Here is a 20429-nt window from a genome sequence, read left to right as displayed (position 1 = left end):
GCAAGCCGCACATTCAGCAAACCGCCATGCACGCAGCCGTCCCGACAACACCATAGAGGTCCCAGCCATGCACACGTCCGCCAAAGAGTTGGCCGCCACGATTCCAGCGTCCTTCACGCTCGGAGTGGCCACGGCCGCTTTCCAGATCGAAGGCGCGCTCGACGAGGACGGCCGCGGACCGGCAGGCTGGGATGTCTTTGCTGCCAGGCCCGGTGCGATCGTGGACGGCCATAGCCCCGCGGTGTCGTGCGACCACTACCACCGGATGCCCGAGGACGTTGCCCTCATGAAGGAACTGGGCATCGATTCCTATAGGTTCTCCCTCTCCTGGCCGCGGATCCAGCCCGGCGGCAGCGGACCGGTGAACCGCGCAGGGATGGACTTCTATGACCGCTTGCTGGACGAGCTCCTGGCCAACGGGATCTCCCCGATGGTGACGCTCTACCACTGGGACACGCCCTTGCCCCTGGACGAGGCCGGCGGATGGCTGAACAGGGATACGGCCTACCGGCTGGGGGAGTTCGCATCCATCGCCGCAGCCGCTTACGGGGACAGGGTTGCCCGCTGGGTGACCATCAACGAGCCCGCAACGGTCACCACCAACGGCTATGCGCTCGGCCTGCATTCGCCGGGCAAAGCGGAGTTCGCGAACGGGCTGCCCACCGTCCATCACCAGTTGCTGGGCCACGGGCTCGCGCTCCAGGCGCTCCGGGCGGCCAAGGTGCCGGGCGAAATCGGCATGACCAACGTCTACTCACCCATGGTGCCGCATTCCGGCAACCCGCTGGATTGGATGAGCGCGGGGGCTATGGATGTGGCCCAAAACCGCCTTTACGCGGATCCGGTCCTGACGGGAAAGTACCCGGACCTCGTCCGCGTCGGAAAGTTCTTTTCGTCTTTTGAGCATCCGGACGAGGACATGGCCATCATTTCCCAGCCGCTGGATTTCTACGGGCTCAACTATTACATGCCCACGCGGGTGGCGGCCGGCGCCGGCGACAGCCCGGTGCCCGCGGCCATGGCGGAGGCCATTGGGGACGTTCTCAGCGCCGCCGCGCCCGTCGCCCCGCTGCACATTGAGCCCTGGCCGGACACGGATACCACGGCCTACGGCTGGCCGGTGAAGCCAAAGTACATGGCGGTCGCACTCAAGGAAATGCGGGACCGCTATCGCAATCTTCCGCCCGTCATCATTACCGAAGGCGGCGCGAGCTTCGAGGACATCATCGTCACGGACAAATCGGCCAACCGCAGGTTCATCCCGGACGAGCGGCGCCTGCGCTACCTGTCGGACCATCTGGGCGCTGCGCTTGAGGCCACGGCTCCGGGCGGCGTGGCGGCAGGGGTCGATCTTCGCGGCTATTACGTATGGTCCCTGATGGACAACTTCGAGTGGTCCGGCGGCTACAAGCAGCCGTTCGGGCTGGTGCACGTGGACTTCGAGACCCTGGAGCGGACGCCGAAGGCGTCCTACTACTGGTTCCAGGAACTCCTCGAAGAACGGAAGCTTGTGGCCTCGGCGGAAGCCGCCGTCGCCGCGGCCGCAGTGCCGGACGCGGTTCCGTCTGCCTACGTCGCGGCGGATCCGGGTGGTGCGGATGGCGGAGTGTCCGACGGCGGCGCGCAGCCGCTGGAGCGCTGACCGGCGCGGGTCAGAGAGGCGTCCGCCGGATCAACGCCGGCCGGGTCAGCGCCGGTCAGATCAGCTGAAGCTCCTTGAGCTGCCGGGCGATGCCGGCGCCGTCGGGGGAGTAGATCCACGGCACCGATGAAGCGCTGTGGTCTCCGTCCTCCGAATGCCCGCCGGCGAGGACTGACTCACTCACGGACAGTTGCCGGATGGCGATGGCCGCCACCTTGTCAGCATGCTCCCGGGCGAACTCCGAGTAGATCTCCTCGTCGTGCTGTCCGTTGTCGCCGACCAGGAGCCAGCGCATGTGCGGAAATTCGGCGGCGAGGCGCTGAAGGTTCCCGAGTTTGTGGTCCTGGCCGCTGCGGAACCAGCGGTCCTGCGTGAGCCCCCAATCGGTCAGCAGCAGGGCGCCGGACGGGTACATGTTGCGGCTGAGGAACCGGCCGAGGGTGGGCGCCGCGTTCCAGGGGCCGGTGGAAAGGTAGATCACCGGCGCGTCAGGGTGCTCCACCGTCAGCCGGTCCAGCAGCACAGCCATTCCCGGGGTGGCCATCCTGGCGCGCTCGCTGAGCACGAACGTGTTCCACAGGGCCAGGAAGGGCCGCGGCAACGCCGTGACCATGACAGTGTCGTCGATGTCGGACACGATCCCGAAGTTGGTTTCGGGGCCAATGACAAAGATGCGGGCTTCGGCCGGTTCGGTGCCGACCGAACGCAGGACGGCCGTGTGCCAGCCCGGCTCGAGGGTCACCCGGACATCAATGTCAATCAGCCCGCCCCGGTCAGCCGTGACTTTCGTGACCGTCCCGCCGATCTCAATCTCCACCTCGGACCGCGGGATGGGCACGCTGGTAAACGCGCGCCAGCCGCGGACGTTTTCATTGCCGTTCTTGGCGGCGTGCTCGGCGCGGCTGCCCGGCACCGGTTTGCTGGCCAGCACCACCCTGCCGAGGACGCGGACCCACTCCGTAGAGCCGTAGCCCTGGTACGCAATGGTTTTGGGTTCAAACTTCCAGCGCCGTGCAAGTTTCAGGCGCGCGGTATTGACCGCGTCCGAGAGCCGGTGGGCCAGGCGGAAGACGCGCTTGCCTGACAGGGATGTTTGGTGTGACGCCGTGTCCATTCCTTCACTCTGCCACAGGCCAGGGTCCGGCGGGTCGCAGTCCTGCTCTGTTACCTTCAGTCCCCGGGCGGGCGGCGGGGGCGCCAGCCCCGTCAGCCGTCTCCCAGCAGCCACCGCAGAGTCTCCGCGTTCCGCACGGCGTTACCGCCGCCGTCGTTGTTGAAATAGGCGTACACATCCTTGCCGGTGCCGCGCCACTCGCGGATCCTGTCAGCCCACCAGCCGAGCTCCTCATCCGAGTACGATCCGCCGTACAGGTGCTGGTGGTCCGGGCCGTGCAGCCTGACGTAAACGAAAGGGGCGGTGGCGCGCAGGATGCAGGGCAGATTGGCGCCGCTCATGACGCAGTACGCGGCCTGGTGCCGCTCCAGCAGGCTGTACACGTCGGGGTGGTCCCAGCTGGGGTGCCGGAACTCCACCGCGACCCGGATCCACTCCGGCACGGCGGCCAGGAAGTAGTCAAGGCGGGCGTCGTCGCGCCCGAGATCCGGCGGCAGCTGGACCAGCAGCACGGCGCGCTTGTCGCCAAGCTCATGCCAGCAGCGCGTGATCCGCTCGATCCACACCTCCGGGCCGTAGAGCTTCTTGCCATGGGTCAGGCCGCGGGGTGCCTTGACGGACAGCGCGAATCCGTCAGGCAGCCGGCGCCGCCAGCTCGCGAAGGAGGTGTCCCGCGGCCAGCGGTAGAAACTCGCATTGAGCTCCACGGTCCTGAACCGCGCCACATAGTGCTGCAGCCTGTCCCGCGCGGGAAGCCCCGGCGGGTACAGCACGCTTTCCCAGTGGTCATAGCTCCAGCCGGACGTGCCGATGTACACCGTCACCCGTGCCCCCCGCTCTCAGTCCATGGACGGTAGCCAGGGTCCGTCTCCGAACTGGTACTGGAGCTCGTCAAGAACCAGGGCACGTTCGCTGCTGCTGGCCACGGTGGCCGCGGAACGGTGCCGCAGGAGTGTGATGCCGCAATGCACCTGGCCATGCGGTCCGGAAAGGTTATCGGCGGAGTAGCGTGCCAGTTCATTCAGGAAATCCCCGACGTCCCGGGTCTCGAGCAGGAGGTCCTGGGCGTACTCCGTCACGTCGGTTTCGTTGAGGTGACTATCCAAAGTTGGCTCCACATTTCTGCCCTGCTCATTCGCCAAGGACGGCCTGGCGGGGACAAAAGTCAGCTTCCGACGGCAACTGCTTTACCTCACCTCAGGCTACACCCGGCTTCCCCTCGTGCCGCGGGGTCAGCTGTGGCACTGTAAGGGCATGGTACGCATCGAGGATTACGCGATGGTGGGCGACCTGCACACTGCGGCCCTGATCAGCACTGAAGGCTCCATAGACTGGCTTTGCCTGCCACGCTTCGATTCCCCGGCGTGCTTCAATGCGCTCCTTGACACCCCCGAGTCGGGCCGGTGGATCCTGGCCCCCGAGGGCGGCGGCGAATGTACCCGCCGCCGTTACCGCCGGCACACGCTGATCCTGGAAACCGACTGGGAGACCGAAGACGGAGCCGTGCGGGTCATCGACTTCATGCCACCGCGTGACGAAGTGGCGGACATCGTGAGGATCGTGGTGGGCCTGCATGGCAAAGTCAGGATGAAGGGCCAGCTGGCCCTTCGTTTCGACTATGGCCACATCATGCCGTGGGTGCGCCGCGACAGCCACGGACTTCATGCCATCGCCGGGCCGGATTCCGCCTACCTCGTGACGGAGGCGCCGCTTCGGGGCCAGCACATGCAGACCGTCAGCGAGTTCACCGTGAAGGCCGGCGAACGGGTGCCGTTCGTGCTGACCTGGGCGCCGAGCCACGTCCACCGGCCCCGGTCCGTGGACGCCGAGAGCGTCCTGGAATCCACCGAGAAATTCTGGCGGGTATGGGCCGGGCAGAGCAAGGTGACCGGCCCCTACAAGGACGCAGTGGAGCGGTCACTGATCACGCTCAAGGCCCTCACCTACGCTCCCACCGGGGGCATTGTGGCGGCCGTGACCACGTCGCTCCCGGAGCAGCTGGGCGGCCCGCGGAACTGGGATTACCGCTTCTGTTGGCTCCGCGACGCGACCCTGACGCTGCAGGCATTGCTTGCCGCCGGCTACACGGCAGAGGCCGCCGCCTGGCGGGACTGGCTGCTGCGCGCCGTTGCGGGGGATCCGGCGGACCTGCAGATCATGTACGGCATCCACGGCGAACGGCGTCTTCCCGAGATGGAGATCCCCTGGCTGGCGGGGTACGAGGGCTCGGCGCCGGTGCGCATCGGCAACGGCGCCGCGGGCCAGCTGCAGCTCGATGTCTGGGGGGAGGTGCTGGACTGCCTGTCACTGACGCGCAACTCCCTGCTGAAGCACACGGACGAAGCATGGGATGTCCAGGTGGCGCTGATGGAGTACCTGGAAGGCGCGTGGGACCAGCCGGACAACGGGCTGTGGGAAATGCGCGGGCCGCGGCGCCACTTCACCCATTCGAAGATCATGGCCTGGGTTGCGGCGGACAGGATGGTCCGGGGCGTCAGGGATTCAGGCCTTCCCGGACCCGCCGACCGCTGGGAAGCCCTGCGGGACACGATCCGCGACGACGTGATGGCGCACGGCTACGACGCGGAACGGAACACCTTCACCCAGTCCTATGACCGCCCCGAGCTGGATGCCAGCCTGCTGCTCATTCCGCGCGTGGGTTTCCTGCCGCCGGATGATCCCCGCGTGATCGGTACGATCGACACCATCCAGCGGGAGCTCACCGAGGACGGGTTCGTGCTCCGGTACCGGCCCCAGGAAAGCGACGACGGCCTGCCCGGTGACGAAGGCGTCTTCCTTGCCTGTTCGTTCTGGCTCGTGGAAGCGCTGCTCGGTGCCGGCCGCCGGCGGCAGGCCACCGAGCTCTTCGAGCGGCTGCTGGCGCTCCGCAACGACGTCGGCCTGCTGAGTGAGGAATGGGGTGTCCAGAGTGCGCGGCACCTGGGAAACACGCCGCAGGCATTCAGCCACTTCGCGCTCGTGACGAGTGCCCTGGAACTTCATCAGCAGCGGACCGGGCGGAGTGACAGGCCCCTGGCATCCAGGGCAGGCAGGGCCTGAGGCTGCCTCATTTTGGCTCTTAATTTCGAAGCGTCCGTAAGTATACTTACTAATACCTCGCCGAACGGTGAATAGGCGAGTGGCGAAGAAGGAGAAAGCGCGATGGCTGGATATTTCGAATTGGTGGACGCTCCCGACGGAGGCTACAGGATCCGGTTGCTCGACGGATCGGGGGCGCTGATGGCGGTCTCTGTCACCTTTCCCACCAAGAGCGCAGCTGTGGCCGGCGTGGCGCGTGCCCGTGAGATTGCCGGCATGGGACTGGTCCGCGATCACTGCAAAGATGCGGTAAAGCGGCCTGCAGTCCACAGCACCAAACCCGCACGGAAGGCGGCAACGGCGGGCGCAACCCGCACGCCCGCCCTGCTGACGCATCCGCGCTCGCCGGCCGGGCACTGAGGCCGGGGAGGGGTGCCGAACCACAAGGTGAAAGGCCGGTACAGCAAGGGCGTCCTGTTCGACGTGGACGGGACCCTCGTCGATTCCTCCTACATCCACACGATTGCCTGGTGGCAGGCCTTCCGCCAGGCCGGCTTCGACGTGCCCATGGCGCGGATCCACCGCTGCGTGGGAATGGGCGGCCCGCGGCTGGTGGACCACCTGCTGCCGGACGAGCGCGACAAGGCCCCGCGACGACACTGTCCTGTCGGCCCACTCCGGGATATTCGGCACGTACTGGCCGTCCCTTCGCGCGTTCGGCGGAGCCCGGGACCTGCTGGCCCAGTGCTATGAGAGTGGACTGGCCGTGGCTCTGGCCTCCTCCGCGAAGGATGAGGACCTCAAGGCCCTCCGCTCCACCCTCGCCGCCGATTCCTTCATCCATGCGGCGACGAGCGCCAACGATGCAAAGGAAAGCAAGCCCGAGCCGGACATATTGGAGGCGGCGCTCCGCGCGCTGGGGCTCGCCGCTGCCGACGTTGTCTACGTGGGAGATGCTGTGTGGGACGTGCTTGCGGCCAATAAGCTCGGCATCCCCACCATCGGGGTCACCTGCGGCGGCACGAGCGAGGCTGAACTCCGCGAGGCCGGCGCCGTCGACGTCTATGAGGGTCCCGGCGAGCTGCTGGACAGCCTCAGGGACAGCGCGATCGGAAGGCTGCTGGGACGCTAGGCCCCGGCGTCCACCACGCAGAAGCGGTTTCCGTCAGGGTCTTCCAGGACAACGAAATCGGGGTCATCCGGGTAGCTGTCCCAGTCCACGCGGGAAGCTCCGAGCTCCACGAGCCGTTCCACTTCGCCGGGCTGGTCATCGGCATAGAGGTCCAGATGGATGCGCGGGTGTGCCTGCACGGGCGTCTCACTGAGCATGAGGGCGAGCCGGGCGCCCTCGCCTCGTTGCGGGACCAGCACCACCCACGTTTCGTCGCCGTCCTCCCGGGGGACGTAACCCAGGGCATCACACCAGAATGCGGTGGCGCGGGCGACGTCGTTGACTCCGAGGACAGTTGTTCCGATCGTCAGCATGCCTTCATGCTTCCGCGCGTCCAGTCCCGATGCAAGGGTCGGCGGCTGGGCCGGCCCTAGCACCAGTCGTTCAGCAATTGCTGGGCCAGATCGGCCATCTCCGGGACCAGCGGGTGGAGAAAGGCCACGAACGGCGACGGCGGAAAGGTCATCGCCATGGAGATCTGCCGCTTTCCGTCGGCGCTGGTCATCGAGACCATCCCGTAGCCCTGCACGTCGCCGATGTTGCCGTAGTAGAAGTCGTTGGTGCAGGTGTCGTTCCAGCGAGTCATCCCGAGTTTGAAGTCGGAGTACACCGCTTCTTTCATCTGTGCAAGGGTGGACTGCTTCAGGAGCTTTCCCCGCAGGAGTGCAGCATAGTAGGTGTTGGCGTCCCGGACCGTGGAAACCATGCCGCCCGGGGCATCGATGTACACGCGGGGATAGGCGACATCGAACCGTTTGTCCTCGACGGTGATGTAGCCGTGGAGGAGATCCTCTTTCGGGGGTCCGCCGGCGGTCATGAAGGTGCCTGTGAGTCCCAGCGGTGCGATGATGTCTGACCGCAGAACTTCGGCGAATGGATGTCCCCTGAGCCGTTCTATGAGCATGGCGAGGGCAACGAAGTTCGATCCGGAAGGCTCGAAGGGCTGGGCGAGTTTGTACTCCCAGGGCAGGCGGGCGGCGAGCGCCAGCCGATCCCGCAGGGACAGGGGCGTGTTGAAGACCTGCCGGAGCGGGCCGGACGTCCAGAGCTCGTCGCCGTAGTCCGGGATGCCCGACTCCTCGTTCAGCAGCCTGCGCACAGTAATCGGTTCCGGCTCCTTCAGGATGCGGCTGAATTCCGGAAGGTATTCGTCCAACGTGCCGTCGAGTGTGAGGCGGCCTTCCTCCGCGAGCTTCAGCACGGAAACGGCGATCATGGACGTCGTGAGCCCGCCCATGTGGACAGGATCGTCAAGCTGCACCGGCTGCCGCCCCTCGAGGGTCCGGACACCCTCGGCTTGAGTCCACTCCACACCGTTGTTCTTTGCCTGGACGAGGACGGCCGGGGCGCCCTCCTCCCGCATAGTTTGACTGAAATCGAGCAGGTCGGCGAAGATCCAGCTGGGCGGTGTCTGCTGGTCGGGCGGCTTGGGTGCCGGAGTGCAGCCGCCAAGGGCAACGGCCAGCACTGCTGCAGCCGCGGCTGCAACGCACCGCAGGATGGAGCCCGGAACCCGGCGCCCTGGCATGGCATCAGGATACGCGCCAAGCCGCCGGAAACGCCGCACCGAGTTCGCCGGAAACGAGCGAATCGCCGGAAGCCTGCGGCGATGTGGCAGGCTTCCGGCGATCCCGGCGTCGGCGTTGAGAGCCAGGCAGGTCAGGTCAGGCGGATCTGGCGGTTGACGTCTTTGTACAGCAGGTAGCGGAAGTTGCCCGGGCCGCCGGCGTAGCAGGCCTGCGGGCAGAACGCGCGGAGCCACATGAAGTCCCCGGCCTCCACCTCCACCCAGTCATCGTTCAGCCGGTAGACGGCCTTGCCCTCGAGGACGAACAACCCGTGCTCCATGACGTGGGTTTCCGCGAAGGGGATCGAGGCGCCGGGCTGGAACGTCACGATGTTGACGTGCATGTCGTGCGCGAGGTCGTCCGGGTCCACGAACCGGGTGGTGGCCCAGGCGCCGTTGGTGCCGGGCATGGGGCGCGGCTCCACGTCCTGGTCCCGGGTCACGAAGGACTTGGCGGTGTACCCCTCGAGCGGTTCGTAGGCCTTGCGGACCCACTGGAAGCTGGCGATGCCATCGGAGTCGTTCTTGACGGACCAGTCGGCACCGGCGGCGAGGTAGGCGTAGCCGCCTTCTTCGAGGTGATGGATTTCGCCGTCCAGGCTCAGGTCCAGTTTGCCCTTGGTGAGGAAGATGACGCCTTCGACGCCGGCCTCCGCTTCGGGTTTCCGGGATCCGCCGCCGGGTGCCACCTCAACGATGAGCTGGGAGAAGGTGGTGGCGAAGCCGGCGATGGGTCGGGCGATGATCCAGGCGCGGGTGTTGGTCCAGCCGGGAAGATTGGACGTGACGATGTCCCGCAGCACGCCCTTGGGGATGACCGTGTAGGCCTCCTTGACCACGGCGCGGTCGGTGAGGAGCTGCGTCTGCGGCGGCAGGCCGCCTTCGGGGTAGAAATAGTTGCTCATGATTGGGCTCCTTGGGAGTTGGAGGTGCGGGAAGGGCCGGATTCGGCCAGGGAGGACTGGGCAAGCCGCGGGTGGGCAAGGCCGGTGAGCTGGGGGATTCCGACGCCGGCAAGCGCCTCGACGTCTTCGGCGCCCACGGCGCCGCACTGGACGCCGCGCAGCACGAATGCGGCCAGGGCGCGTGCGGTGGCGGGCTCATCCATGACCCCGCCCTCGGTGCGTTCCACGTAGTTGCGCAGCCGTGCCGCCGCGGCGGGCAGCCCTTGGCGGTAGAACGCGTACGTGGCCGCGAACCTGCTGGGCAGCTGGGCCGGGTGCAGGTCCCAGCCCTGGTAGTAACCGCGTTCAAGGGAACGCCGCACCAGCCGGCCGTGCAGGCGCCACGCGTTTTCCACGTTGTCGCCCACGGGGATGATGTTGGTGGAGCCGTCAGAGAGCCGGATGCCGGTGCCTGCCACGGCAAGCTGCATGACTTCCTTGGCGAAGTCCGCCACGGGATGCTCCATGGACTGGTACTCGGCCGAGATCTGCAGCGACGCCGAGTAGTCGTACGTCCCGTAGTGCAGCCCGCTGATCCGGCCGGGAACAGCATGGGGGAGCTGCGCCACGGGGGAGTTGCCCTCGGGGCCGAGGATCAGCTGCGGTGTTTCCACCTGCACCTCAAAACGCAGCCGGCCTGCGGGGAGCGAATGGACTTCCTCGAGCCGGGAGACCGCAAAATCCATGGCCTGCACCTGCGCCACGGTGGTGACCTTGGGCAGGGTGAGGATCAGGCCCGCCGGAAGCTCGCCCGCTGCGGCCAGGCCGGAGACGAACAGGTCCAGCGTGCGCAGGCCGCGTGCCCGGGTGGCCGCCTCAAAGCACTTGAAGCGGATGCCGATGAACGGGGGCGCTGTGCCGGCCGCAACAGAGGCGGCCACGGCGGAAGCCGCGGCAACAGCGGCGGCGTCCTCGGCGTCGTCGCCCCTGTCCCCGAACCCGTCCTCGAAGTCCAGGCGCAGGTCCTCGATCGGTTCGCTTTCCAGCTTCGCCTGGACCCGTGACGCCACAGCCTCGGCGAGGTCGGCGTCCTGGCCCAGCAGGTGCCCGAGGCGGGCCAGGCCGCCGTGGGCGTCCGCCGTCGCCAGCGCCTGGGCGCCCCAGTCGGCGGCGAGCGACGGCGTGAACCGGTCCGCGGGGACGTAGACGGTGTGGACGGGCTGGCGGGAGCCGTCGTCGCCGGGGTAGTTCTGCTCCAGCAGGCGGTCGGTGACCGCCAGCTGGGCGTCGATCCGGGCGAGGTCAGCGGCGCTGAGTGATGGTTCGGGTACCGCCATGCCTCAGCCCACCAGTTCGTAGGCCGGGGTGGTGAGGAAGTCCGTGTAGTCCTCGGAAAGGCAGATGTCTGCGATCAGGCTGCTGGCGGGCTGGTAGTAGCGTTCGAAGGCTTCCTCGCCCACCTCGCCGCGCAGCTTCCCGGTTTCCTCGGCCAGGATCTTCGTGACCAGTTCGCGCGTCACCGTGTTGCCGGTGTCGGCCAGGACCACCTGGTTGCGGATCTGCTGCCACACCTGCGAGCGGGAGATCTCGGCCGTGGCGGCGTCCTCCATCAGGTTGTGGATGGCCACCGCACCGTTGCCCGAGATCCACACGGCCGTGTAGGCGACGGCGACGTACAGGTTCAGGCGCAGGCCCGCTTCCGTGACCTGGCCGTCGGCCGAGGCGATGTCCAGCAGCTGGCCCGCGGTCACCGAAACTTCCGGGCGCTGCTTGTCCAGCTGGTTGGGACGGTCCCCGAGCACCGAGTCGAACACTTCCTGGCAGACCGGGACGAGGTCCGGGTGCGCCACCCAGGAGCCGTCGAAGCCGTCGTTCGCCTCGCGGGTCTTGTCCGCGCGGACCTTTTCGAAGGCCTGGGCCGTGACTTCGGGTTCGCGCCGGTTCGGGATGACGGCGGCCATCCCGCCCATCGCGAAGGCGCCGCGGTGGTGGCAGGTCTTGACCAGCAGTTCGGTGTAGGCGCGCATGAAGGGCGCGGTCATGGCCACCGTGGCACGGTCCGGCAGCACGAAGCTGGCGCCGGCGTCGCGGAAGTACTTGATGATGCTGAAGAGGTAGTCCCAGCGGCCGGCGTTCAGGCCGGAGGCGTGGTCGCGGAGTTCGTAGAGGATCTCGTCCATCTCGAAGGCGGCCGGGATGGTCTCGATCAGCACGGTGGCGCGGATGGTGCCCTGGTGGAGGCCCAGGAAGTCCTGCGCGAACACGAACACCTCGTTCCAGAGGCGGGCCTCGAGGTGGCTTTCCATCTTGGGCAGGTAGTAGTACGGGCCGTGGCCGTTGAGGACCAGCTGCTTGGCGATGTGGTAGAAGTGCAGGCCGAAGTCCACCAGGGCACCGATGGCGGGTGCGCCGTCGATCAGCAGGTGCCGTTCCTCCATGTGCCAGCCGCGGGGGCGGGCCACCACGACGGCGAGCGGGGCGTCGGTGCGGAGCCGGTATTCCTTGCCCTCGGGGGAGGTGTAGCTCAGGGTTCCCGTTGCGGCGTCACGGAGGTTCAGGATGGCGTCGATGACGTTGGCCCACGTGGGGGTGCTCGCGTCCTCGAGGTCCGCGAGCCACACCTTGGCGCCGGAGTTCAGCGCGTTGATGGCCATCTTCGCCGGGGAGGCGGGGCCCGTCATCTCAACCCGGCGGTCCTGCAGGGCCGCCGGCGCGGGCGCGACCTTCCAGTCGCCGTCGCGCACGTCCTGGGTGTCCGGCAGGAAATCGAGGCTGCCGGTCCTGGCCACGTGCTCGCGCTTGGCGGCCCGGGCCTTCAGGAGGTCCGACCGGGTGCCGGCGAAGCGCTTGTGGAGTTCCTCCACGAAGGCCAGCGCCTTGGGGGTGAGGATCTCCTCCGCACGCTCGATCGGCCGGGGGTTTGTGACTGTGATAGCCATTGTGGGTCCTTTCCAGGGCTGCGAATCAGGCGGTGGCGAAGGCTGCTGTGTTTGCGGCAGCAGGTGCTGCTGCTTCCATTGTGTCCCCCGTTGCCGCCGGTGACGTGCGGACGCCGGCTGCGGCGTGGGCTGCGTTTGCCACGGCTGCGGCGACGTCCGCGGCCACGTGAGGGTCGAAGACGCTGGGGATAATGTAGCTGGCGTTGAGCTCATCGTCAGCAACGCGGTTGGCAATGGCCTCGGCCGCGGCCACCAGCATTTCGGGCGTGATGTCCGACGCGCCGGCGTCCAGCAGCCCGCGGAAGAATCCCGGGAAGGCCAGCACGTTGTTGATCTGGTTCGGGAAGTCGCTGCGGCCCGTGGCCACGACGGCGGCATGCTTGGACGCGACGGCGGGATCGATCTCCGGCGTCGGGTTGGCCATGGCGAAAACAATCGCGTCCTTGGCCATCGAGGCAACCTGCTCCTCGCCGATCACGTGCGGGGCGCTGACGCCGATGAACACGTCGGCGCCCTTGAGGGCCTCGTGCAGGGTTCCGGAGAAGCCTTCTTCGTTGGTGTTGGCGGCGATCCAGCTGCGGTGTTCGTCGTTGTACTGCTCGCCGGAGTGGATGGCGCCGGAGCGGCCGGCGGCCACGATGTGCCGCGCGCCCTGGGCCTTGAGCAGCTGGATGATGGCCGAACCCGCCGCGCCGACGCCGGAGACCACGATCCGGACCTCTTCGAGCTTCTTGCCCACGACGCGGAGCGCGTTGACGAGGGCTGCCAGGGTGACGATGGCGGTGCCGTGCTGGTCATCGTGGAACACGGGGATGTCCAGTTCCTCGCGGAGCCGGTTCTCGATCTCGAAGCAGCGCGGGGCCGCGATGTCCTCGAGGTTCACGCCGCCGTACACGGGGGCGATGGCCTTGACGATCCTGATGATTTCTTCGGTGTCCTGGGTGTCCAGGCAGACGGGCCAGGCGTCCACGTTGGCGAACTGCTTGAAGAGGGCGGCCTTGCCTTCCATGACCGGAAGCGCGGCGGCCGGGCCGATGTTGCCCAGGCCCAGGACGGCCGAGCCGTCGGTGACCACGGCGATGGTGTTGCGCTTGACGGTCAGGTTCCGGGCCGCTGCCGGGTCCTCGGCGATGGCCAGGCAGACGCGGGCGACGCCGGGGGTGTAGGCGCGGGAGAGATCGTCGCGGTTGCGCAGGGCCACCTTGGGGACGACCTCGAGCTTGCCGCCCAGGTGCATGAGGAAGGTGCGGTCCGAGACGTTCCGGACCGTGACGCCGTCGAGCGCGTTGAGGGCGTCCTTCACGCAGTTGGCGTGGTCGTCGTCGGTGGTGTTGCAGGTGACGTCGACAACGAGCGTTTCGTGGTGCGACTCGGTGACGTCCAAGGCGGTGATGGCCGCGCCGGCTGCGCCCACGGCGGCGGCGAGTTCGCTGGTGGCGGAGAAGCTGGACGGTGCTTCCACGCGCAAGGTGATCGAATTTCCGGGGCTCGGGTTCGCCATTGAATGTCCTCCTGTTTGGGCCCATCGCTGGGCTGGGTCGTTCCGGTGAATGTTTTCGTATTATGGATATTATTATCTACTTTATGGAAACACAAGCCCCGAGGGTGCATCGACGCCGGCGGTGCGGTGCTGTATCTTTGGCTTTCTAAGCAGTTCTTTTCACGATGCGGATAAGAGTTGTCGGAACCGAGCAAGCAGGAGATTGCTACATGGCTGAAAAAGCCCCCGGAGGCGTGCAGTCCGTTGAGCGCGTCTTTGAACTTTTGGAACTGATCACCGACGCCGGCGGCGACGTCACGCTCAGTGAACTCTCCTCGTCCACGGATCTGCCCCTGCCCACGATCCACCGGCTCCTGCGCACCCTGGTCACGCTGGGCTACATCCGCCAGCTGCCCAACCGCCGCTACGCACTCGGCCCGCGGCTGATCCGGCTGGGGGAGGGCGCCAACAAGCAGCTCGGCGCCCTGGCCCGGCCGCAGCTGAAGTCCCTCGTGGACAGGCTGGGCGAGACCTCCAACATGGCCGTGCTCGACTCGGACATGGTGATCTACGTGGCCCAGGTGCCGTCGCTGCACTCCATGCGCATGTTCACCGAGGTGGGCCGCCGCGCGCACACGCACGACACCGGCGTGGGCAAGGCCATCCTGGCGCAGCTGGACGACGAGGTGGTCCGCGGGATCGTCACCCGGACCGGAATGCCCACGCCCACGCCCAAGAGCATCGGCGACTTCGACTCCCTCATTGCCGACCTGAACCGCATCCGCGAGCGCGGCTACTCGATCGACGAGGAGGAGCAGGAGCTCGGAGTCCGCTGCTTCGCCATGGCCGTGCCCAACGCCCCCACGCCCACGGCCATCTCGGTGTCCGGGCCGGTGTCCCGTGTGGACCAGTCGTTCGCCGACCGCGCGGTCCCGCTGCTCCGCGAAGCAGCCCAGGCGATCTCGGACGAGCTCAACCAAAACTGACCCCCGCCGTCGTTCTTCCCAGTTCTTGCTTGCTTGCGGTGCTGGCTCTGGAGCGCGAACGAACACTTGAGGCCCTTGGAAACAGGGGCCTCAAGTGTTCGTTCGCGCTTAACCAGCCGATTGCCTTGGTCGAGTTCGACGGCGGTGGGTACTAGACGAGCGTGCCGTCGCTGACGGTGCCGGTGTCCGCTCCGGAGGGTTCGAGCGAGATCATAGGGGACTTGCGCTCCATCGCCCGGAAGACGGCGTAGCCAAGTGCGCATCCGAGGAACCAGCTGTAGTTTCCGATCCAGGTGGCATTCACTGATGTGCCCCCGGTGTCGAGCAGGATCTTGGGGATCAGCACGGAGGCGATGGAGATTGCGCCGCTGATGGCCACGGCCTTGACGGCGTTCGGGTTGTAGCCGTTCCGGAACCAGTAACGGCCTGTGGTCTTCAGTGTGTACATGTCATCCACCCAGACCTTCTGGCGGCTGACCACGTAGTACCCGGCGATCAGGATGCCGAACAGCGGCCCGATCAACGCGCCCAGGACGCCCAGAGTGTAGTGGATGGCGTCGTTGTTGGAGTACCAGTTCCACGGGGTCAGGATGACGGAGCCGACGGCGGCAATCATGCCGCCTGCCCGCCAGCTGATTTTCTGCGGGCTGACGTTGGAGAAGTCGAAGGCCGGCGAGATGAAGTTGGCCACGATGTTGATGCCCACGGTGGCGATGACGAAGGTGAGTCCGCCCAGCAGAACGGCGAACACCGTGTCGATTTCCTGGACGGTCTTGACCGGGTCCGTGATGAGGTGGCCGAACACGGGGATGGTGGCCGAGGCGGTGATCACGGTCAGGAGCGAGAAGAACAGGAAGTTCACCGGCAGGCCCAGGAGATTGCCCTTCTTGACCGCCTTGTAGCTCTTGCCGTAGCGGGCGAAGTCGCCGAAGTTGAGCATCGGCCCGGAGAAGTAGGACACCACCAGGGCGATGGCGGAGATCATCACGGGGATGGAGGCGGCGAAGTCCAGGGGCTCGCCGCTGGACAGGTTCAGGCTGATGTTGCCGATGCCCGCCTTGGAGACCAGGTAGATGGCCAGGACCAGCATCACCACGTACACGGCGGGGCCGGCGAAGTCGATGAACTTGCGGATGCTCTCCATGCCGTTCCAGAAGAGCGCGGCCTGGGCCAGCCAGAGGATGCCGTAGCAGATCCAGCCGAGGGTGGAGAGCCCCAGGAAGCCGCTCTGTTCGACGTCGTACAGCGGCGCGATGCCGGGGAAGAACTTCAGGAAGACGATCACCAGCGCCTCGGACGCCAGGAAGGTCTGGACGCCGTACCAGGCCACTGCGATCAGTCCGCGGATGATGGCCGGGATGTTGGCGCCTTTGACGCCGAACACTGCCCGGTTGATGACCGGGTACGGGACGCCGGTGAGCTGGCTGGGCTTGGCCACGAGGTTGCAGAAGACATTGACGATCACGATGCCGACCAGCAGGGCTACGAGGACCTGCCAGCTGGCCAGGCCCAGCGCGAACAGGCTTCCTGCCGTGACGTAGCCGCCGATGCTGTGGACGTCCGACATCCAGAAGGCGAACAGGTTGTAGCTGGTCCAGTGCTGGTTCTGCAGCGGAACGAGGTCCTCGTTGCTGAGTTGGGGAGCATAGTCGGGGAGCTGGCCGGTGCGGGCGGGTGCTTCAACCCGGGCTGCGGCGGTTGCGGATTCTGTCATGGATTCCTCTAAAAGATTGGGACAGCCGCCGGTCCGGCCGTTTCACGCTTTCAATTAGATGGAACCAATGTTTCAGAGCTGTTTCTGCTGGAACAAATCCTCTTTACTTCTGCCGTGCCTTGCCGCGGCGCTTGTCCGTTTAGGAGAGTTCCTGCGTCAGCGAGCCTCGATCTCGCCCAGCGAGTCGAACAGGCCCGTGACCTCCCGCACCCGCTCGCGGCCGGCACGTCCCAGCACCAGGAGTACGCCGTTAGCCAGGACGCTGACCAGGCTCATCGCCGCAGCGTAGCTGTCAAAGGCGTGGGCGCCGTCCACCGGGCATTCGAGCCAGAGCGTGGCGTCGGCAGCCAGCCGGCGCGCGCTCGGGTCCCCGATCAGAATGGTCGCGGCTCCGGTGGACGAAGCTGCCTGGAGGACTTTGCGGAATTCGGCGGGCCGCCGTCGGAAGCCGAAGAACACCACCACGTCCCCGGAACCCAGCCCGGCGAGCTCTTCGCCAAGGCTTTGCCCCGGCTGCGGGGCCACGGACACGCCCTTCCGGCACTGGAGCAGCTGCTGCCGCAAATGCAGCGCCAACGGATAGCTGTTGCGGAAGCCGAGCAGCAGCACGGTCCCGGCAACGGCGAGGGTGCTGCTTGCCGCCGACAGCTTTTCCTCGTCGAGCGATTCAGCTAGGCGGCGGAGGTTGTCCTGTTCCTGCCCCAAGTGGGCGGCCAGGCCGCCGTCGGACGACTGCGGCCCCAGCGGCATTCCGCTGGAACGGATGGACCGGGTGTGTTCCTTGACCTCGTTGAAATCCTCGAAGCCGAGCCGCCGGAACAGCCGGCTCATGGTTGCCTTGGAGACGCCGCTGAGCCTCGCGAGTTCCGCGGCGTTGTAGGTAGCGAGGTCGCCCAGGCGGTCCAGCAGCGTGTCTGCCGCCTTCTGTTCCTGGGGGCTCAGCTCCGCATAGTGCCGTTCGATTCGTTCGTCGATCCTCATGAAACAACCGTCTCACGCCGGCAGGGTCCGCGGCATCAGGCGGCGTCCTAGGCGGGAACTGCACGCGCGAACGGACAGTTGCGGCCCTTGGGAAAAGGGACTCAACTGTCCGTTCGCGCTTGGTGGGTGAGTGGCTTAGTGTTCCGACGTGGTGGACGACTGGACCGGGACTTCCTTGCCGTCGCAGTCGATCAGCTTGCCGCCCTCGTATCGGTCGCCGTCGGCCAGGCACTTCAAGTCCTCCTCGCGGACCACTCGGCCGGTTCCCGCCACGAACACCGACTGGTTTTCCGAGTTGCCGGCCTTGAGGTGGTTGAACAGCAGGTTCAGCAGGATGGCCATCACCGCGGCCGAGCTGATGCCGGAGTGGAAGATGGTGCCGAACCAGGACGGGAACTGGTCGTAGAACGCCGGGGCGGCGATGGGAATCATGCCGAAGCCGATGGACGCCGCCACGATGATCAGGTTCATGTTGTTCTTGTACTCCACCTTGGCGAGCGTCCGGATGCCGCTCGCGGCAACCGTTCCAAAGAGTACGACGCCGGCACCGCCCAGGACGGGGGTCGGCACCGCCGCGACCACCCGGCCAAGAACCGGCAGCAGGCCAAGGATGACGAGGATCAGGCCGCCGGCGCTGACCACGAACCGGCTTTTGACGCCGGTGATGGCAACGAGTCCCACGTTCTGGGCGAACGCGCTCTGGGTGAAGGAGTTGAACAGCGGGGAGATGGCGCTGGAGAGCATGTCCGCCCGCAGGCCGTCGCCGATCCGCTTGGAGTCGACCTTGGTGCCCACGATCTCGCCCACGGCAATGATGTCCGCCGAGGTCTCCGTGAGGGTCACCAGGATGACGATCAGCATGGAGACGATCGCGGCGATCTCGAACGTGGGGGCGCCGAACGCGAACGGGGTGGGGAAGGCGACGATTTCGCCCTGGCCAACCTTGGAGAAATCGGCCATGCCGAAGACGACGGCGATCACCGTGCCCAGCACCATGGCCAGCAGGATGGAGAGCCGGGAGATCGCGGCGCTGCCCACCTTGCTGAGCAGGAGGACGATCGCCATGGTGGCGGCGGCCAGGCCGATGTTGGCCACGCTGCCGTAGTTAGGTGCCTTGCTGTTGCCGCCCATGGCCCAGTTGGCCGCGACCGGCATCAGCGTCAGGCCGATGGTGGTGATGACCGTGCCCGTGACCACCGGCGGGAAGAAGCGGATGATCTTGGAAAACAGCGGCGTGATCGCTAGGCCGATCAGGGAGGCCGCGATCACCGAGCCAAAGACCGCCTGGATGCCACCGCCGCCGTGGACGATCGCCACCATGGTGGAAACGCCCGCAAAGGAAACGCCCTGGACCAGGGGCAGCTGGGACCCGAAGAAGCGGATGCCGACAGTCTGGAGGATCGTGGCCAGGCCGCCGACGAACAGGCAGGCGGCAATCAGCAGGCCGATGTCCTGCGAGGACATGCCGGCGGCCGCACCAATGATCAGCGGCGGGGCGATGATGCCCCCGTACATAGTGAGGACGTGCTGGAACCCGTAGGCGAAGGTGCTGCCGATGGGCAGTTTCTGGTCTTCGGGGCGGGCTGCCGCTGGGCGGACTTTTTTCTTGGTGTTCATGGCAGACTTTCTTGGTTCATGGCAGACGCCTTCGTCTGGCTAACAATGTCTGGCTAACAAATTTGAGTCTTGCGGCCCGGGGCCGGGGTCCGGGGTTTGCCGTGCCGGCGGAACGGCAAACCTCGGGTCGGTCTGGCTATGAAGTTGTGGTTTGCTGCGCGGGGTGTCTCCCGCCGGTGCCGGTGCCTAGCAGAAGCCGGCGATGCCGGACCAGGCGATCTCTGCCGGGGCGGCATCGTCCCGCTGGACGGTCGCCTCGATCAGGCCGTAGGGGCGGTCGGCGGCGAAGAAGACCTCGTTGGGGTTGTCCAGGCCGAACGGCGAGAGGTCAACCAGGAAGTGGTGCTTGTTGGGCATCGAGAACCTGATCTCCTCGATTTCGCTGTGCGCCTCGAGGACCTTGGTGCCCATGTCGAAGAGCGTCTGCTGCAGGGCGTGCGAGTACTTCTCGGTGAAGCCTTCGAGCAGGAGGGCCTTGACGTCCTGGTAGTTCTTGTTGAAGTCCAGCGAGTTGAAGTCGGTTCCTGCCTTGAAGCGCCAGCGGGCGGAAACGTCGGTGGCGAGGATCCGGTCCGTGGTCTCGGGCAGTGTGGTGTATTTGTCCTTGGGGTAGCCAACGAAACCGGACTGCGTGGATTTCAGCACGGTCAGGTCCTTGAGCCCCGAGATGAGGTGGGTGGCGGCGCCGTCGCGGACCAGGACCGCGGTGCGGACCTCCTGGCCGTTGCGCACGAAGGAGTGGTCGTGCGCGTTGCCGTGGGCCTGGATGCGGTCCCAGCTGTAGGACTCGGCTTCCCAGCGGCCGCCGGTGACCCACTCGAAGCTGGACGTGAAGTGCTCGCCGAGGCGCAGCAGGAAGGCTTCGGGTGAGCCGATCCCGTCGCGGGCGAAGGCGTAGATGGTGTTCTTCTGCGTATCCGTGGCCACGACGTGGGCGTTGTCGCCTTCGAGGTGCGCCGCGGCGAAATCCCCGCGGAGCTGCGAGGTGACGTTCAGGTCTTCGATCTCGTGGCGCTCGGTGTCCCGGGTGATCTTGACGACGCGGACTTCGGCCTTGCCGTACTGGTTGTTGCCGAGGACGATGTTGTTGCTCATGGTCAGTTCCCAACTTCCGTAAGTGGAACCAAAGTTCCACAGTGAAATTAAGCGCGTGTTTCCCACGCGTTTCTTGTCCCGTCGACCCAACAAAAAATGAGCCGACATCAGTTGATGTCAGCTCATTACGACCCTGCCTGCTGCTCCCAGGTTACGTGACATGCGCCACGAATTGCCTTCCAGCGTAGCGCAGCCATGCC

Annotated in this window: 17 protein-coding genes and 1 pseudogene; 5 read left to right on the top strand and 13 right to left on the bottom strand. The window is 66.4% G+C overall.

Features of this window, described 5'->3' with window-relative positions; translation table 11 throughout:
- The first annotated feature begins 67 nt into the window (after positions 1 to 67).
- A complete protein-coding gene (locus ASG92_RS00150) occupies positions 68 to 1642 on the top strand; it encodes a GH1 family beta-glucosidase (protein WP_056622727.1) in 1575 nt (524 codons plus the stop codon).
- A 55-nt stretch (positions 1643 to 1697) separates the two neighbouring features.
- On the opposite strand, the gene ASG92_RS00145 is transcribed toward ASG92_RS00150, so the two are convergent.
- The 3 genes from ASG92_RS00145 to ASG92_RS00135 form a co-directional block, all read right to left on the bottom strand.
- A complete protein-coding gene (locus ASG92_RS00145) occupies positions 1698 to 2756 on the bottom strand; it encodes a phosphatase domain-containing protein (protein ID WP_056622725.1) in 1059 nt (352 codons plus the stop codon).
- Positions 2757 to 2848: 92 nt separating this feature from the next.
- Complete coding sequence (locus ASG92_RS00140; RefSeq protein WP_056622722.1) at positions 2849 to 3580, bottom strand: DUF72 domain-containing protein; 732 nt, start codon at positions 3578 to 3580, stop codon at positions 2849 to 2851.
- Between the two features lie 15 nt (positions 3581 to 3595).
- Complete coding sequence (locus ASG92_RS00135; protein WP_056622720.1) at positions 3596 to 3862, bottom strand: hypothetical protein; 267 nt, start codon at positions 3860 to 3862, stop codon at positions 3596 to 3598.
- 148 nt (positions 3863 to 4010) lie between these two features.
- On the opposite strand from ASG92_RS00135, the gene ASG92_RS00130 reads away from it, so the two are divergent.
- The 3 genes and pseudogenes from ASG92_RS00130 to ASG92_RS00120 all read left to right on the top strand — a co-directional run bounded on the left by ASG92_RS00130 (position 4011) and on the right by ASG92_RS00120 (position 6927).
- Complete coding sequence (locus ASG92_RS00130) at positions 4011 to 5816, top strand: glycoside hydrolase family 15 protein (RefSeq protein ID WP_056622718.1); 1806 nt, start codon at positions 4011 to 4013, stop codon at positions 5814 to 5816.
- A gap of 102 nt (positions 5817 to 5918) precedes the next feature.
- Positions 5919 to 6215, top strand: a complete 297-nt coding sequence (locus ASG92_RS00125; RefSeq protein WP_056622716.1) for a hypothetical protein — start codon at positions 5919 to 5921, stop codon at positions 6213 to 6215.
- 27 nt (positions 6216 to 6242) lie between these two features.
- Positions 6243 to 6927, top strand: a pseudogene (locus ASG92_RS00120) (HAD family hydrolase).
- On the opposite strand, the gene ASG92_RS00115 reads toward ASG92_RS00120, so the two are convergent.
- The 6 genes from ASG92_RS00115 to ASG92_RS00090 all read right to left on the bottom strand — a co-directional run bounded on the left by ASG92_RS00115 (position 6924) and on the right by ASG92_RS00090 (position 13857).
- Positions 6924 to 7280, bottom strand: a complete 357-nt coding sequence (locus tag ASG92_RS00115; RefSeq protein ID WP_056622715.1) for a VOC family protein — start codon at positions 7278 to 7280, stop codon at positions 6924 to 6926. The pseudogene ASG92_RS00120 and the gene ASG92_RS00115 overlap by 4 nt on opposite strands.
- A gap of 56 nt (positions 7281 to 7336) precedes the next feature.
- Positions 7337 to 8494 carry a serine hydrolase domain-containing protein gene (locus tag ASG92_RS00110; protein WP_056622712.1) on the bottom strand — a complete coding sequence of 386 codons (1158 nt, stop codon included), beginning with the start codon at positions 8492 to 8494 and terminating at the stop codon, positions 7337 to 7339.
- 131 nt (positions 8495 to 8625) lie between these two features.
- Complete coding sequence (locus ASG92_RS00105; RefSeq protein ID WP_056622709.1) at positions 8626 to 9438, bottom strand: bifunctional allantoicase/(S)-ureidoglycine aminohydrolase; 813 nt, start codon at positions 9436 to 9438, stop codon at positions 8626 to 8628.
- Positions 9435 to 10754: a hypothetical protein gene (locus ASG92_RS00100; protein WP_056622708.1), complete on the bottom strand. Its 1320-nt coding sequence runs from the start codon at positions 10752 to 10754 to the stop codon at positions 9435 to 9437. The genes ASG92_RS00105 and ASG92_RS00100 overlap by 4 nt, the downstream gene beginning before the upstream one ends.
- 3 nt (positions 10755 to 10757) lie before the next feature.
- Entirely contained in the window at positions 10758 to 12356 is a 1599-nt protein-coding gene (gene aceB, locus ASG92_RS00095; RefSeq protein WP_056622706.1) for a malate synthase A, read from the bottom strand.
- Positions 12357 to 12381: 25 nt separating this feature from the next.
- On the bottom strand, positions 12382 to 13857 hold the full coding sequence (locus ASG92_RS00090) for an NAD-dependent malic enzyme (RefSeq protein ID WP_056622704.1): 1476 nt from the start codon (positions 13855 to 13857) through the stop codon (positions 12382 to 12384).
- Positions 13858 to 14066: 209 nt separating this feature from the next.
- Here ASG92_RS00090 and ASG92_RS00085 point away from each other — a divergent pair, with 209 nt between their 5' ends.
- Positions 14067 to 14822, top strand: a complete 756-nt coding sequence (locus tag ASG92_RS00085; RefSeq protein ID WP_056622701.1) for an IclR family transcriptional regulator — start codon at positions 14067 to 14069, stop codon at positions 14820 to 14822.
- A gap of 151 nt (positions 14823 to 14973) precedes the next feature.
- On the opposite strand, the gene ASG92_RS00080 is transcribed toward ASG92_RS00085, so the two are convergent.
- From ASG92_RS00080 to pucL, 4 genes are all read right to left on the bottom strand, one after another.
- Positions 14974 to 16536: an NCS1 family nucleobase:cation symporter-1 gene (locus tag ASG92_RS00080; RefSeq protein WP_056622691.1), complete on the bottom strand. Its 1563-nt coding sequence runs from the start codon at positions 16534 to 16536 to the stop codon at positions 14974 to 14976.
- Between the two features lie 156 nt (positions 16537 to 16692).
- On the bottom strand, positions 16693 to 17517 hold the full coding sequence (locus tag ASG92_RS00075) for a MurR/RpiR family transcriptional regulator (RefSeq protein ID WP_056622688.1): 825 nt from the start codon (positions 17515 to 17517) through the stop codon (positions 16693 to 16695).
- 135 nt (positions 17518 to 17652) lie between these two features.
- On the bottom strand, positions 17653 to 19134 hold the full coding sequence (locus ASG92_RS00070) for a nucleobase:cation symporter-2 family protein (protein ID WP_056622687.1): 1482 nt from the start codon (positions 19132 to 19134) through the stop codon (positions 17653 to 17655).
- Between the two features lie 186 nt (positions 19135 to 19320).
- Entirely contained in the window at positions 19321 to 20229 is a 909-nt protein-coding gene (gene pucL, locus ASG92_RS00065) for a factor-independent urate hydroxylase (protein ID WP_056622686.1), read from the bottom strand.
- Positions 20230 to 20429 lie beyond the last annotated feature (200 nt).

It is taken from the genome of Arthrobacter sp. Soil736 (assembly GCF_001428005.1).
In the GTDB taxonomy this organism is placed as follows: domain Bacteria; phylum Actinomycetota; class Actinomycetes; order Actinomycetales; family Micrococcaceae; genus Arthrobacter.
Note: the sequence above shows the minus strand (reverse complement) of the source record. Positions and strands in the feature narration are given on the sequence as shown.